12 protein-coding genes are annotated in these 15,570 nt (G+C 35.9%); 3 read left to right on the top strand and 9 right to left on the bottom strand.

Features of this window, described 5'->3' with window-relative positions:
• Positions 1 to 35: 35 nt before the first annotated feature.
• Positions 36 to 2,093, top strand: a complete 2,058-nt coding sequence (locus MUN42_RS02035; RefSeq protein WP_243342596.1) for a DUF262 domain-containing protein — start codon at positions 36 to 38, stop codon at positions 2,091 to 2,093.
• A 33-nt stretch (positions 2,094 to 2,126) separates the two neighbouring features.
• On the opposite strand, the gene uraA is transcribed toward MUN42_RS02035, so the two are convergent.
• The 3 genes from uraA to MUN42_RS02020 all read right to left on the bottom strand — a co-directional run bounded on the left by uraA (position 2,127) and on the right by MUN42_RS02020 (position 4,971).
• A complete protein-coding gene (uraA, locus tag MUN42_RS02030; protein ID WP_243342595.1) occupies positions 2,127 to 3,392 on the bottom strand; it encodes a uracil permease in 1,266 nt (421 codons plus the stop codon).
• An 86-nt stretch (positions 3,393 to 3,478) separates the two neighbouring features.
• Positions 3,479 to 3,667, bottom strand: a complete 189-nt coding sequence (locus MUN42_RS02025) for a hypothetical protein (protein WP_243342594.1) — start codon at positions 3,665 to 3,667, stop codon at positions 3,479 to 3,481.
• A gap of 98 nt (positions 3,668 to 3,765) precedes the next feature.
• Entirely contained in the window at positions 3,766 to 4,971 is a 1,206-nt protein-coding gene (locus tag MUN42_RS02020) for an arginine deiminase (protein ID WP_243342593.1), read from the bottom strand.
• A gap of 216 nt (positions 4,972 to 5,187) precedes the next feature.
• Between MUN42_RS02020 and MUN42_RS02015 the strand changes: the two genes are divergently transcribed.
• Positions 5,188 to 6,327 (top strand): peptidoglycan-binding protein, encoded by a 1,140-nt coding sequence (locus MUN42_RS02015; RefSeq protein ID WP_243342592.1) that lies wholly within the window; start codon positions 5,188 to 5,190, stop codon positions 6,325 to 6,327.
• A 138-nt stretch (positions 6,328 to 6,465) separates the two neighbouring features.
• A complete protein-coding gene (locus MUN42_RS02010; RefSeq protein WP_243342591.1) occupies positions 6,466 to 6,978 on the top strand; it encodes a nitroreductase family protein in 513 nt (170 codons plus the stop codon).
• 145 nt (positions 6,979 to 7,123) lie between these two features.
• Here MUN42_RS02010 and MUN42_RS02005 read toward each other — a convergent pair whose 3' ends face one another.
• From MUN42_RS02005 to MUN42_RS01980, 6 genes are all read right to left on the bottom strand, one after another.
• Entirely contained in the window at positions 7,124 to 8,707 is a 1,584-nt protein-coding gene (locus MUN42_RS02005; RefSeq protein ID WP_243342590.1) for an ABC transporter ATP-binding protein, read from the bottom strand.
• A gap of 390 nt (positions 8,708 to 9,097) precedes the next feature.
• Positions 9,098 to 11,050, bottom strand: a complete 1,953-nt coding sequence (locus tag MUN42_RS02000) for an FAD-dependent oxidoreductase (RefSeq protein WP_243342589.1) — start codon at positions 11,048 to 11,050, stop codon at positions 9,098 to 9,100.
• 325 nt (positions 11,051 to 11,375) lie between these two features.
• Positions 11,376 to 12,716 carry an ABC transporter substrate-binding protein gene (locus MUN42_RS01995; protein WP_243342588.1) on the bottom strand — a complete coding sequence of 447 codons (1,341 nt, stop codon included), beginning with the start codon at positions 12,714 to 12,716 and terminating at the stop codon, positions 11,376 to 11,378.
• A gap of 68 nt (positions 12,717 to 12,784) precedes the next feature.
• Positions 12,785 to 13,603 (bottom strand): carbohydrate ABC transporter permease, encoded by an 819-nt coding sequence (locus tag MUN42_RS01990; RefSeq protein ID WP_243342587.1) that lies wholly within the window; start codon positions 13,601 to 13,603, stop codon positions 12,785 to 12,787.
• Between the two features lie 2 nt (positions 13,604 to 13,605).
• On the bottom strand, positions 13,606 to 14,487 hold the full coding sequence (locus MUN42_RS01985; protein ID WP_243342586.1) for a sugar ABC transporter permease: 882 nt from the start codon (positions 14,485 to 14,487) through the stop codon (positions 13,606 to 13,608).
• Positions 14,487 to 15,557, bottom strand: a complete 1,071-nt coding sequence (locus MUN42_RS01980; protein WP_243342585.1) for an ABC transporter ATP-binding protein — start codon at positions 15,555 to 15,557, stop codon at positions 14,487 to 14,489. Before MUN42_RS01980 ends, MUN42_RS01985 begins: the two co-directional genes overlap by 1 nt.
• Positions 15,558 to 15,570: the final 13 nt, after the last annotated feature.

Below are 15,570 nucleotides of genomic sequence, written 5' to 3'. Positions count from 1 at the left end.
ATTAAAGTATTATATAATTATTGGAGGAGGATTTTATGAAGGGAAATGAAATACAATTATATAGATTTATGGAGGGTAGTGAAAAACGTTTTATAATCCCTGTCTATCAACGAAACTATGACTGGAAAATAGAAAACTGTAGGCAACTTTTTGATGACCTCTTGATGATGAAAGAAACTAATAGCAAGAGCCATTTTTTTGGATCCATGGTATCAGCCTTGGCAGAAGATATGGGGAGTCAAGATTTAATAATCATAGATGGCCAGCAAAGACTTACGACTATCTCCCTCTTGCTTTTAGCTATATATGACCTCATTAATGAGGGTCTTATAGAATCAAGTGATTCTAATCTCAAGCAAAGGATAAGGGAAGAATACCTTATTAATAAGTACAGCCCCAGTGATAAAAAAATCAAATTAAAACCTGTAAAAAATGATGCAGACGCCTTTAATAATTTGGTCGATAATAATAACCCTATCGATTCATCTAATATAACTACCAACTACAAGTATTTTTATAAGAGGATTCTCGATGAAGAAGTCAGTGTTGATGAGCTCTTTGATTCCTTTAAGAAGTTAATTATTATCGATATATTTTTGAGTAGTGATGACGATCCTCAGCTTATCTTTGAAAGCCTCAACTCAACCGGCCTTGATCTAAGTGAAGGAGATAAGATAAGAAACTTTATCCTTATGGATGTAAGACCTACTAGCTTACAAGAAGAATATTATGAGAAATATCGGCATAAGATAGAAAAGTACACAGACTTCGATGTATCAGCCTTTGTGAGAGATTATATAAGCCTAAAGACAGGCTCTATCCCTAACATCAACAAGACCTACCTAGAGTTTAAGAAATTTTATAACAAATTCTACCAGGGCAAAAAATTAGATCTCCTAGAAGACCTCCTTGCCTACGCCAAAAGGTATAAGCAACTTATAAGTGGACAAAGTCCATTTAAGACAATCGAGCCTGTCCTACAAAGACTTTTAAACTTTGAAGCCAAGGTTACTAGGCCATTTTTGATGGAAGCCTTGAAACAAGCAGAGGAAGGAAATCTTAACGAAGAAGACCTCTACCAAATCTTAATCCTAGTAGAGTCCTATCTTTTGAGAAGGCAAATCTCTTCCCTACCTACAAACTCCCTAAATAAGATTTTTGCTAATCTTGCTTCTGAAATCTATAGGATAGAAGATAATAAGGACAATTATCTGGAGAAGTTCAAATATATTCTCCTTTCTAAAAAATCCAACAGCCGTTTTCCAACCGATGAAGAATTTATGGAAGCCCTTTCTAAGAAAGATATCTACCACATGAAGGCTAGGATCAAGCAATATATTATGGAGAGATATGAAAATTATGGGACTCGTGAAAGTAAGGATGTCCACGAGCTAGTTCAAAATGGCACCTATACTATAGAGCATATCATGCCACAGACCCTATCTCCTGAACGGAAAAAGAGCCTTGGAGAAAATTATGAAGAAATTCACGAGACCTACCTCCATAGACTCTGTAACCTAACCCTCACAGCCTACAATTCCGAATACAAGAATTCATCATTCGAGAAGAAAAAGACAATTGCCCATGGCTTTATTGATTCTGGACTTAGGATGAATCAAAGGCTAAGCCACTACGAGAAATTCACAGAAGAAGAGCTAATAGCTAGAAATGAGGAAATGGTAGGTAAGGCCCTAGAGATTTGGCCAATGTTAGAATCTTCTTATATAGGAGTTGTGGGAAAGCATACAGAAATTTTCTTAAATGATGAAGATGACCTTAGGGGGAGAAAAATTACAGCCTATAACTTCTTGGGATCAACCTATCCAGTTACTACTTGGATTGAAATGTATAAGGAGATTATAAAGGCTATCTATGAGTCTGATTCTAAACCTCTAAAGGATAAGATAAATTCTGAAAATAATGAATATAGGTATTTCTTTAACAATGAAGAAGTTAGACATTCCTACATTAAAATATATGACAATTTTTATATAAATATTAACCTAAATAACAATACTAAAATCCATGGCCTAAGATATCTTTTTGACCTCTATGGCATAGACCAAACAGAACTATCCTTTGTCATAAAATAGAAATCGACCCAGGTTTTATCCTGGGTCCTCTTTTTATTCGTTAATAAGGTCTAATTTCTTAAGCAAAGTCATAAGGGCTGATAGGACAACTGCTACTACTGATGCAAGAACCATGCCTGATAGCTCTATTGCTCCAAATTTGATGGATAGACCTGACAGTCCTGCTATAAAGATTATTGAAGTTAGTATTAAGTTTACTGACTTAGAGTAGTCTACCTTGCTATCAACTAAGAGTCTAAGGCCAGAGCTTCCTATCATGCCGTAGAGCAAGAAGGTAACCCCTCCTATAACATTGCCTGGTATAGTTTGGATAAGGGCTGCTAGAGGTCCAATAAAGGCCATAAGGATGGATACAATTGCTGCTCCCCCTATTACCTCGACCGAGTAAACTCCAGTTATCGCCATAACACCAATATTTTCTCCATAGGTAGTTGTTGGTACTCCACCTAGTAGACCTGATAGGGCTGTTGAGAAGTTATCAGCAAAAATTGACCTATGAAGGCCAGGACTTTTGATAAGGTCCTTGCCAATAATATTTGATGTAACAACCTGGTGGGAGATATGCTCGCTTGTTATAACCAGGATAACTGGGAGCATGGCAAGGATGGCATTAAGAGAGAACTTTGGTAGGCCAAACCTTGGAAGAGTAAAGAGCTTTGCTTCTAGGACAGGAGTAAAGTCAACCATTCCAAAAAATATCGAAACAATATAGCCTACAATTATTGCTATAAGGATTGGAATAGTAGATAAGAATCCCTTGAAAGCAACAGATCCTATAACGGCAGTAAGGAGGGTTACTATAAAGACTATAAAATCCTTACTTGTCGCAGTATCTGTCATAAGGTTGGCTCCGATAGAGCCTCCTGTTACAGTATTACCAGCAAGTTCAAAGCCTATTAGGGCTACAACTGCCCCCATAGCTGCTGGTGGCAAGAGGATATCGATCCAGCTTGTACCGAACTTATAGATTATGTAGGCTATAAAGCAGCCCAGAATTCCGGTCACAATAAAAGCACCTTGGGCATATTCAAATCCTTGACTTGCAATAATAGCTGTACCTGGTGCTAAAAATGCAAATGAAGAACCCAAATATGCAGGTGCTTGCTTCTTTGTTATTAAAATAAATAATAGTGTTCCTATACCATTCATCAATAAGACAATGCCAGGATCAATATTAAATAAAATAGGGACTAAAACACTAGCTCCAAACATCGCAAAAGTATGTTGGATTGATAAGGGGAACAATAATTTAAATGGGACTTTTTCATCTACCTTGTAGATTTTCTTATTCTTTGACATAATACCTCCGTAAATCATAAAATTTCTTAGGTTATTGTAGCAAATTATATTCTACTTGTCAAAATTTTTGAAAATCCACCTAGGTCTTAACCCTTTATTAGCTCTTCCCCTTTTATGCTATCAATTATTTCATCTTTGATATCTTCCAGCCTATCTCTTAGGTCATCGATCTTGCCATTATTTTTTAAATAAAGATAAGCTGCACTAAGAGCTGTTACTCCTACTAATGTAACCATTGCTACAGGAGATGTATTTTTTCTTTTCATATTAAACATTTTATCACTCCTTTGCCTTTCTTATCTCGATTATACTTTAATAAATCTTAATTTTCAAATTAATTTTATTAATATTATTAAGTCTCTCTTTATATAATTTAATCTTCTCTAACAAGTGGCATGGACATGCATCTTGGGCCTCCCCTTCCTACAGTTAGGGTAGAACTATCAAGCTTAATTACTTCGATTCCATTAAGTTCAAGCATTTCATTGGTTACAGTATTTCTCTTATAGACTATAACCTTACCTGGAGCTATGGCTAGGGTGTTGGATCCGTCTGTCCATTGTTCCCTTTGGGCAGCTATTGGATCTCCCCCACCACATGGCAAGAGTCTTATCATATCAAGTCCAAGGGCATCCTTTAGGAGGTCGTCTAGGCTCTTTTCTATATATTTTTCGCCTACCTTCCCACCTTTATTAAAAAACCTTATTGCCCTAAAGGTCTTGATGATACCTGGGTGGTAGGTAAAGGCATCAAAGTCTATTTGGGTAAAGACTGTATCAAGGTGCATATAGGCTCTTTCGTTAGGAATTTCGATTCCGATGATTTCCCTAATTTCATTTTCATCATCTAGTAAGATATTATTAGCTAGCTTTCTAATTGCTTCAAGCTCAGTTCTTTGGCTAATTCCTATTAGTAGGAGATTTTCATTAACTGCAAGGATATCTCCACCTTCTATATGGTATTTTTGATTCCTACCATAGTAGTCTTTTGTGCCTTGGTAGTCCTTGTGGTATTTAAAAATATAGTCAGCAAAAATTGTCTCCCTCTTCCTTGTTTCGCTATACATGGTATTGATTGATACCCCATGGCCTAGAGTAGAGAAGTTGTCCCTAGTAAAATATAGGTTTGGCATAGGATTTATGGCTGTGTACTTTTGATCAAAGACTAAATGCTCACTCTTTAGTCCTAGCTCCTTTAGGGTTATGCCTGACATGGTCTTTAGGACAAAATCCTTGTCATCTTTTATGGATTCTAATAGGGCCCTAGATTCTTTTTTGATAAAGTCATCGGCAATATCAGCTTCACTTAGGTATTGGTCCAAAAATTTCTCTCTAAGTCCCTCATTATCTCTAAGGGTTTCAGCCATCAAATCCTCTAGGTAGACCACTTCTACCCCTTCCTTTCTAAATATCTCAGCAAAATTATCATGCTCCTCCCTAGCCTTATCAAGGTCTGGTATGTCATCAAACAATAGCTCATCTAGGGTATTAGGGGTAAGGTTTAGAAGTTCTTCTCCTGGTCGATGGACCAAGACTTTCTTTAGGGGTTTAATTTCACTTTTTACATCTAATCTTTTCATAAAGCCTCCAAAAATTTTTTAAAAAAAGGCAGTTTTCAAAGAAAACCACCTATAATCAATTAGCCACGCCAATATCTTTAATTGTGTTTTCATTATATCAGAAATTAAGAAAAAATAAAAGATACCTGCAAATTTTTACACAAAACCTTCCTTATACTTGAAATTTTAACCATCTCTTATATAATAATACTTGTCAATTAATTATAGGAGGGAACAATGAAAAAAGTTAATATAGCTACTCTTATGCTAGCATCTGCTTTAGTTTTAAGCGCTTGTTCAAATAATACCGAAGAAGCTCCAGCTGAAGATAACGCGGCTCAAACAGAAGTTAGTACAGAAGTAGAAGAAGCTAGCACACCTGAAGCTGAAACAAGTAGTGAAGACGCTAGCGCAGAAGAAACAAGTGAAGAACCAGTTGCATCAACAGATGCAGAAACTGCAGAAGGTAATGTAATCCTACATAGGGGCTACCCTACTGAAGAAAATGGAAGATCTATATCACGTATAGTCGTTGCAACAAGCGGAGATAAGATTGTAGCTGCTTCAATCAACGAATACCAATACGATGATAAAGAAGGCAACTATGAAGGAGTTATAAACTCTGACGGTGGCTTTGGTGAAGGCGCTGCTGAAGGCAAGATCCTAATTTCAAAACTTGACAACGAAGAAACTTACTCAGCAGAAATGAAAGAAGCTGGATCACCAACAAGCCTAGCTGAAACCTATAAGGGAATCCAAGACTTTGCAGTAGGCAAAACAATAGAAGAACTTGAGACATATCTAAACGAAACAGAAGACCAAGAAATAATCGATGCAATATCATCAGCAACTTTCCACTCAACACCAACCCTACTTAAACAAATAGTTGAAGTTGCTAAGGATGATGCTATCACAACAGTAGGATTTGCAGAAGATCCTGAAGCTATAACCCTAAAATCATCAACAGCAGCTCCACACGGAGACAAGTCATTTGCTGACGTAGTTGTTGCTATGGAAGGAGATAAGATTATAGCTGCATCATTTGACGAATTCCAATATATGGCAGATGCCAAAGGCCTAGCTGAAGGCGAAAGTGGCTTTGTAGAAGGATTTGCAGATCCTGCTAAAGTCTTTGCTTCAAAGATCGAAAACAACGAACTTTACTCAAAGAACATGGCTGAAAAAGGCGAATCAACAGTAGAAATTAAAGCTAACTTCGAAGCTATCCAAAACTTCGTAGCAGGCAAAACTGTGGCAGAAGTTGAAGAAGCCCTAGGCAATGTTGGAGAAGATGGAACAGTTGATGGAGTTACAGGTGCAACTCTAGTTGATACAGCAGGCTACCTACAAGCAATCGTTGATACTGCAAAAATGTAATAAAGACAAAGAGAGTCGAGTGATCGGCTCTTTTTTTTACCCTTCTTTTACTATAATGTGGCTTAGCCCTTTACTTTTGATAGGAGGAGGGGCTCTTTGGGTATAAAATATTAATAGAATAAAATAAAGGAGGAGAAAATGAACTTTATAGAACTTGCTAAAAACCGCTTTTCTTGCAAGAACTTTTCAGATAAAGCCTTGGATAGGGACTCACTAAATACAATACTCGAAGCAGGTAGGCTTGCCCCAACAGCCCAAAACCGTCAAGGCCAACACATCTATGTAGTGGAATCAAAGGAGGGCCTAGGAAAGATTGATGAACTAACACCATCAAGATACCATGCCCCAACAGCCCTTATAGTTGCCTACGATAAGAACAACACCTTTACCTACCCAGGCGATAAGTGTGACTCAGGTGTAGAAGATGCTACCATTGTCTTAACCCACATGGTACTTGCAGCAGCAAGTATCGGAGTCGATTCCTGCATAGTAAATTTCTTTGACCCTGATAAATTAAAAGAACAATTCGATTTACCTGATAACGAAGAAGTTATTGCTATAATTGACCTAGGCTACAAGGCAGAAGGAGTAAAGCCTCTTGAAAAACACTTCAAGACCAAGGAGCTTGATGAACTTGTAACTTTTCTATAAGTTAGATAACTTATAATATAATAGAGGCTATATTGTAAAAGTCCTTGCCTTTAGGTAAGAATACTATAAAATGACCTCCTTAAGTTAGACTTAAATTAATCTAAGGAGGTCGATACAAATACTTAAAAATAATCTTATTTCTAAATCACTTATAATCTTCTATATTTATAACCCTATCAAACTTATCAAGATAGGACTTATCTTGGTTATGCGTTATTACTATTTTAGTTATTCCTTCTAGGGCAAAAATTATATCTTCTATATTTTTCCTCGAAGCTGGGTCGAGGTTGGCTGTTGGCTCATCAAATATAAGAAGATCAGCCTTACTAGCAAGTGCCCTAGCAATCTCTATTTTTTTCTTTTCTCCTCCGGATATAGAAGACCCATCGATAACTTCTTCTCCCTTAGCACTTATCAAGTTACTAAGCCCAACGAGGTTAATTATATTATCTAAGGATTCTATGCTTTCTTCATTATACATACTTATATTATTCCTGATAGTATCCCTAAATATGATAGGGTCTTGGGGTATGTAGTAAATGAGTTGATACAATTCTCCTTCACTAAAGTCTCTTAGGTTACCATTAGCAAAAGAAATATCTCCTCTATAATTTTCATTTATTTTTAAAAATAGCTTAGTAAAAGTTGACTTTCCAGAACCAGACCTACCAATTATAGCATAAGATTTTCCTTTTTCTATCTCCATAGATAAATCAGAAAAAACCACCTTATCGCCATAGTAAGGACTAAGCTTATCAACATCAATATCAAGTTTAGGAACTTTTTTAACTCTTTGCTCATTAGAAGAAAACGAAATTTTACTTAATATGTTTTTAGAAAGCTCCTTGGTAGATACAATGTTAACTAAATACTGCATAGCCTCGCCTATGGTATTAGTAGCCACTGATACAAGTGATATGGAAGCAACAAGAGCAGACAATTCCAAAAATCCCTTCTTTACAAAAATAGACCCCGTCACAATTAATAATAATACTGATAATAGGTTTAATGTAAACATGGACTGATATAAGCTAGCATTTAGTATATTCAAATTCTTCTTCTTATCTAATAAGTCATAGTCCCTCTTATCAAAATCTTCTATAAATTTACTAGTATTTTCAGCTTGTTTGATAACAAAATACCCATCCAAAAGCTCATATAGCCTTTCTAAATAAGAGGATGATGCGAGTGATCTACTTACTTGGGCTTTGGAAATTCTAGGAGAGAAAATCCTTCCACACAAGCTAGGTAGGATACTTAATATAAAGGTCAGAAAGCAAATAAAAGGATGGATAAAAAATATTCCTGTCAAATAAACCAAAGCTTGACCTACCCTTATTATGCAAGTTGGAAGTTTGATAATATAATCTAGCCTTAACTGATCGACATCAGTATCTATCCTAGCTATATGCTCAGAACGTGAAGTAGTCAAATAATTAGAAGTTTTATTTTTATATAGCGACTCCATATAATCATGCCTAATTGCAGATGATACATCCCTTGAAAAACATCCTAAATAATATTCGCTAATAACATTAGCTAACAAAACGATTATAAGTAAAAATAAGGACTCAATGACTACCCTAGATAAATTAAAAGTCTCCTCATAAAATAATTGTGTTACCTGACCACTTTTTAAAGTCACAAAATAAACACAAATCACCTCAATTATTGCAAATATAATTGCTAAAATCAAAGACTTTTTATTTTCGAAAATATACTTTTTCATACTTCCTCCAAAAATCACAATTTTAAAATATATAGGTGATAAGAGTACATTATCTAAGTTCAAACTCTAGTCCTTTGTTAAATACATAAAATTATTTCTAATTTTCTAATATGTACATACTTAAATTGTTACTAATAAAATCTTATCCCTATTCAATTATAATCCAATGTTTATAATCTGTCAATTTTATGTATTTTTATTTATAGATTTACTTATTTATCGGTATCTCTATCCCTCTGCGAGTATAAAGATACCGATAAAACATTTAAATATTTTAACCTGCTATTATGAATTTCTGCTTATTTACAAGAAGAATTTTTTTGATAAAGCAAGGACTAAGTCCCTATGAAAATTTATATAACTTAAATATCTAACTTTGCTAATCTATTATTAATAAGTCCAAGCTACGTTGTAGGCATCACGGCAAGCTTCTAGGACTGTTGCAATCTTTACTGCATCTCCATAGATTCTTACTGTTTTAGCACAGTCTTCGAATTCTTTTATTGCATCGATTTGTGGCTTGCTTCCTAGGGCAAGGATTACTGTATCATAAGCTAATTCTTCGTATTTATTTTCCTTAAGATTATTAACCTTAATTCCCTTATCTGTAACTTCAACTAATTGGTGGAGTGGCAAAAACTCAACTCCTGCTTTCTTTAAGTTAGCTAAAACAACCATACGAACTCTTTGGATCTCGCTTGCTCCAAGTACATCTGTCATCTCTACTAGGCTAACTTGTCTATCAGAATCTTGAGCTTTTAGGCTATCAGCTATTTCTAGACCTGTTGCTCCAGAGCCAATTACTGCTACTTTCTTTCCTGCTTCTTTCTTTCCTTCAAGGAAATCTTCTGCAAATATAACCTTAGGGTCCTCTATCCCCTTAATGTCAGGTCTAATTGTCTTTCCTCCTACACAAACAAAGACTGCTTCAGGGCTTAAACTTTTTACTAGTTCTCTATCTGCCTTAGTGTTAAGTCTAAGATCGACCTTTGATAATTCTAGTTCCTTAGCTTGAGTATTGATAAACCAGGTTAATTTTTCCTTATCATGGCCAAGACCACCAGTATATAAGGCTCCACCTATATGATCATTTTGCTCAAATAAAGTTACATCAAATCCCCTCTTATCTAAAAGAAGAGCTGTTTCAACCCCTGCTGGGCCTGCTCCTACCACTACAACTTTTCTTCCATCTCCATCTTTTCTAAGATCTTTCATGTCAAAGTGGACTTCATTTCCTAAACGTGGATTTACAGAGCATTCTATATGACGACTATTAGATATAGCGTGGATACAGCGATTACATCCTATACACTTCCTAATCAATTCACTTTTACCTGCCTTAGCCTTAGCTGCCCAATGGGAATCTGCAAGTTGGCCCCTACCTACTGATACAAAGTCACACACTTCTTCTTCAAGAAGTTTTTCAGCAACTTCCGGCTGCTTTATGACATTTATTGCGAATACTGGAATATTTACAGCATCTTTTACAGCCTTGGCTAAATCTTTTCTTAAACCTTGCTTAAAAGAGTACATAGGAATAATAGAATAGCCTGATTCATAGATTCCGCATGATACGTGGATATAATCTACCCCAACTTTTTCTAAGTGTTTAGCAATCTCGACACCTATTTCTGGAGTAATTCCCTTATCTCCCATAAATTCATCAGCAGATATACGAACCCCTATTGGGAATTTCTTGCCACATACTTTCCTAATTCCTAAGATTATCTCGTCTACATAACGCATCCTATTTTCAAAAGATCCACCATATATATCTTTCCTTCTGTTAGAAAAAGGACTTAGCCATTGGTTTAGAAAATATCCATGAGCTCCATGAAGTTCTACTCCATCCATACCAGCAACTTGGGCTAGGTAGGCTGCCATTATGTATTTCTTTTGAATAGCTTTGGCTTCTTCTATGGTTAGTTCATGAGGCATTTCGTCATTTATTTCAGTAGTAAAGGCTGAAGGTGCTACAATTTCTCCACTATTTGGGTTAAGAATTGCCTTACCCTCTCTTCCTGGATGGTGAAGTTGTAAGAAAATCTTTGTATCATAAGCATGTACTCTTTCAGCAAGTCTTTGAAGTCCATGGATATGACCAAGCTTTGTTGCTGCAAGTTGGCTAGCAAGTCCTACCCCATGTTCATCATCAATCCTACAAATTTCTGTAATAATTAATCCACAACCACCCTTGGCTCTTTGTTCATAGTAACGGATTATATCTTCTGTGGCCTCTCCATTCATATCAGCAAGGCCTGTTCCCATAGGAGGCATTACTATCCTGTTTTTAATCTTTAATTCTCCAATTTGTCCTTGTTCAAAAAGTCTCTTAAATTCCATATATTACTCCTTCCTCTATGAATTTAAAATATCACACTAATAGGTGTTTTCACAATAAGAATATTACAAGAAAACCTTTTTGTCAAATATATATTCAATATCCATTTGACTATATAGGTTGTATGTCTGATATTTATGCTGAACACGGTTTAAGTCAGAACTAAATAGCCAGTCTCTATGAATAATACTTTTAACCATTTCTTTGGTTATTTTATTTATTGTTTAAGTACATATTTGATAAAGATACTTGTTTACATACAAAAATCGGCATAAGGAGGATGTCCTCGTGCCGATTTAATTTTTTAATCTAATAAACTAGAAACTATTAATTAAAATCTGATTGGAATTGTGGAGCGAAGGCTTCCATTTCGGCTTCAACATCGCTATCCTTATTTGAAAGGATGCTTTCTAAGACAGATCCGATATCATTGTAAGCTTGTTGGCTTCCTTCTACTAGTGGTCTTGAGAATAGCTTACCACTTGCATCACTTAGGATAGGTACTATAGCTGATTCTGAAGACTTGTATGAGTCATCTTCAACTGCACTTTGTCTAGCTGGCATATATCCAGTATCTAGGGCAAATTGTATTTGTGCATCTTTGCTTGCTAGGTATTTTAGGTATTTGAAGGCTGCTTGTTTTTCTTCATCTGTAGCCTTATCAAACATATAGATGTTTGTACCTTGTTGTACGGCATTTTCTGCTGGATAAGGAGCAGCAGCGTATTCAAATTTTCCTTCAACACCGTCTTTGATGTAAACTTCACCGGCGTTTGATCCTATATAGGCTCCTACTTGTTCGTTTGTTAATGGACCTGACATATATTGGTCAGTTCCTGCAATTCTAAAGTAGCCACCTACTACCCCATCCTTGTAGTAGTTAACAGCTTCGATTGATTCAGGGCTTGTTACGTCTAGGTTGGCATCAAATTCTACACCCTTGTTCTTAAGGTAAGTTACGTAGTAGTTAGATAGGGAGTCGAATCCAACTCCTGGGATTCCCTTTTCTTCATAGATTTTCTTTGAAACTTCTGCTAGTTCTTCAAAGCTTGTAGGTACTTCAAGTCCTAGTTCATCAAAAAGGTCTTTGTTATACCAGAAAACTTCTGTTGACTTGTTAAATGGGATTCCTAAGATTTTGCCATCTTGTTCGATTTCATCTCTAATTCCTGGAAGGATATCTTCATAATCATCAATTCCATCTTCTCCCTTAACATAGTCAGTAAGGTCTGTTACCAATCCTGCTTGGTCAAATTGAAGCATCCAATCAGGATATGCTTGAGTTATAGTTGGTAGATCCTTAGGTGATTGTAAGGATGAAACTAGGGTTTGATTTAGTTTACCATAGTCTTCTTGACTTTGTAGGGTTATTTTTACATCTGGATTTTCTTCTTCAAATTGTTTGGTTAGTTTCTCCAAAGCCTCGCCTTGTCCACCACCCATAGCATGCCAAAATACTACTTCAGTCGCATCACCTGTTGCTGTAACTTCTTCACTAGAAGTTTCTTCTTTAGGTGCTTCAGCATCTGTGCTTTCTTTAGTTTCTGTACTTTCCTCAACAGCTGTATCTGCTGCTGGTTCTGTTGTTGCTTCTTGGTTGTTACCGCAAGCTGTAAAAAGACCTAGCGATAAAGCCATTGCTGCTAAGATTGATAATTTTCTTCTCATAAGTTCTCCTTTTTTTATATAATCATCTCGCCTATATAATATACCCATTTTTACTACTATAACAAAGATTATCTTTTTATGCCTCCGAAGGATACTCCCTTAAGGATTTGCTTTCTAAAGATAAAGTATAGGATTAGGATTGGTAGGATAGTAATTGTTGATGCTGCCATTTGCAAGTGGATAAATTGACCTGCATCTGATGAGAAGGCAGAAAGTCCATTACTTATTAGTCTCATTTCTGTAGAGTTTGTAACCAAGATTGGCCACAAGAATGAGTTCCAACCAGTTATAAAGTTTAGTAGGCCTATAGTAAAGATTGTGGACTTAGACATTGGTATCATAATCTTTCTTATAAATTCAAAGTCACTCGCCCCATCAACCTTGGCTGCATTGTAGAAATCCCTTGGTATAGACTTCAAAAACTCCCTGAGGTAGAAGATATAGAATACCGAAGCCATAAAGGGAATTATCAAAGCTGTGTAAGTATCTATAAGTCCTAGCTTAGCTATGGTTGAGAAGTTGGTAAAGATTATTATCTCAAAGGGAATCATAAGCAAGGAAAGCAAGAAATTTTCTAGGGCTCTCTTGTGCTTAAAATTCATAAAGTTTAGGGCAAAGGCCGCAAGGATTGTTGTGATTAATGTGATAATTGTATTAATCATTGTAACAAAAACTGTATTTACAAAGTATCTAGCAAAGGGTGCTGCAGCGAAGGCTTCTTTGTAGTTTTCAAAAATTGGCCTTGCTGGCAAAAGTTTTGGCGGTATCCTAGTTACCTCTTGAAAAGTCATAAGTGATGATGAAATCATATATAAGAATGGGAAGAGGGTTATTATAGCCATTATTATTACAAAGATATATCCAAGTACTTTTAGAGCTTTATTCATATCTACCTACCAATCCTTTCTATAATCTTCTTTTGGATAAAGGTTAGCACCAAAAGGAATAAGAACAAAATTACACCGGCTGCCATGGCTTGACCATACCTATACTCTACATAGAACTTGTTGTAAATATAGAATACTGCAGTCATTAGCTTATTTCCGACACCTGCCCTACCATTAAACAAGGCAAAAACAGAGTTATATATCTTAAAGGCTGATATAAAGCTTGTCAAAAATAAGAAGGTCAAGATTGACTTAAGCTCTGGCAAAGTAATCTTCTTAAATTGCTCCCAAGAGCTTGCACCAAACATCTCTGCTACCTTGTAGTAGGATTTGTCAATACTCCTAAGACCTGCAAGGATTACTATAATATTAAAGGCTAGAGACTGCCAAACACCAAATATAATGGTCGCAAGCATATTGTAGTCAGGGTTATTCAAAAAGTCTATCGGCCCAATGCCCACAAAGCCCAAAATATAATTTACAAAACCATAATTACCATTAAGTAGGTACCTAAATACAATACCGATAGCTATAACACTGGTTAGGTAAGGGATAAAAAATATAGTTTCGAAGAACTTATTGCCAATAATATTAGTATTTAAAACTAGGGCTATAAACATCGAAATTATAATTGATAAAGGAACTACCGTTACCGAATAGATTAAGGTGTTTAGCATGGCCCTTCTAAATATGGGGTCCTTTAGAACAATAGGAAAGTTCTCAAGACCTACAAACTTAGGATTTAAAATATCATTACTTTGCAAGGCCATTATAAAGGTTCTTATCATAGGATAAACAGAAAATATCAAAATGGCTGCCAGGGCTGGAGCCAAAAATAACCAGGCCTTGTTAGAATGCTCTGCACTATACTTATTTTTCTTCATCAGTAGGCTCTCTTTCCTTCTTGGTCAAATAGGTAAATTGAATCATAGTCTATACTAATCCTTATAGTATCGCCTGGCTTTATAGGAAGCTTGCTATCTACAACCATTCTAGAAGGCAAGTTATTTAATTCAAAGTGAAGAATCATATACCTTCCTATCATTTCGATAGAATCTATATTGACACTTATATCGCCATTTTCATTTAGGTTAAATTGTTCAGGTCTAATTCCTAGAGAATACCTAGCTTCACTTATGTCTTTTTTGATCCTAGAAGCTACAAGGTCAGACTTATTGATAATAAAGTCAGGAGCCCTAAGAACATCCCCATCATTTTCTACATCGTAGATATTAATAATAGGGCTACCTATAAATTTTGCCACGAAAAGATTGGCTGGTTCTAGGTATAAATTTTGTGGCTTATCATATTGTTGGATAACTCCCTCGTCCATGATAGCTATATAGTCGCTAATAGATAGGGCTTCTTCTTGGTCGTGGGTTACAAAGACCGTAGTAACTCCTACTTCCTTTACAATATTTCTAATCTCCTCCCTAATAGAAAGTCTAAGCCTTGCATCCAAGTTACTTAGAGGCTCATCTAGCAATAGGGTCTTTGGATTTTGGATAAGGGCCCTAGCTATGGCAACCCTTTGTTGCTGACCACCAGAAATTTGATTTGGCTTCTTATCCCTAATATCGCCTATATAGGTAAGGTCTATATACTTCTCGGCTTCTTTCTTAGCCTTATCCCTCTTAATTTTCTTATCCCCTACTGTAAGTGGGAAAATAATATTTTCTAGGACTGTCATATGGGGATAGAGGGCGTAATTTTGAAAGACCATTCCTATATCCCTATCCTTAGGGTGCTTGCCTATTATGGATTGCCCATCAAATAAAATATCTCCCTTAGTTGGATCTAGAATACCCGCAATAATATTTAGGATAGTTGACTTACCACAACCACTTGGTCCCAACAAGGTAACCAAGGCCCCATCTTCTATATCTAGGTTGATAGACTTTAAGGCCTCGTAACCATTTTCATAAACTTTGTTTAGATTCTTAATCTCAATCATAATACCTCTCTTG

This window comes from Anaerococcus sp. AGMB09787 (assembly GCF_022808955.1).
GTDB lineage: Bacteria > Bacillota > Clostridia > Tissierellales > Peptoniphilaceae > Anaerococcus.
Note: the sequence above shows the minus strand (reverse complement) of the source record. Positions and strands in the feature narration are given on the sequence as shown.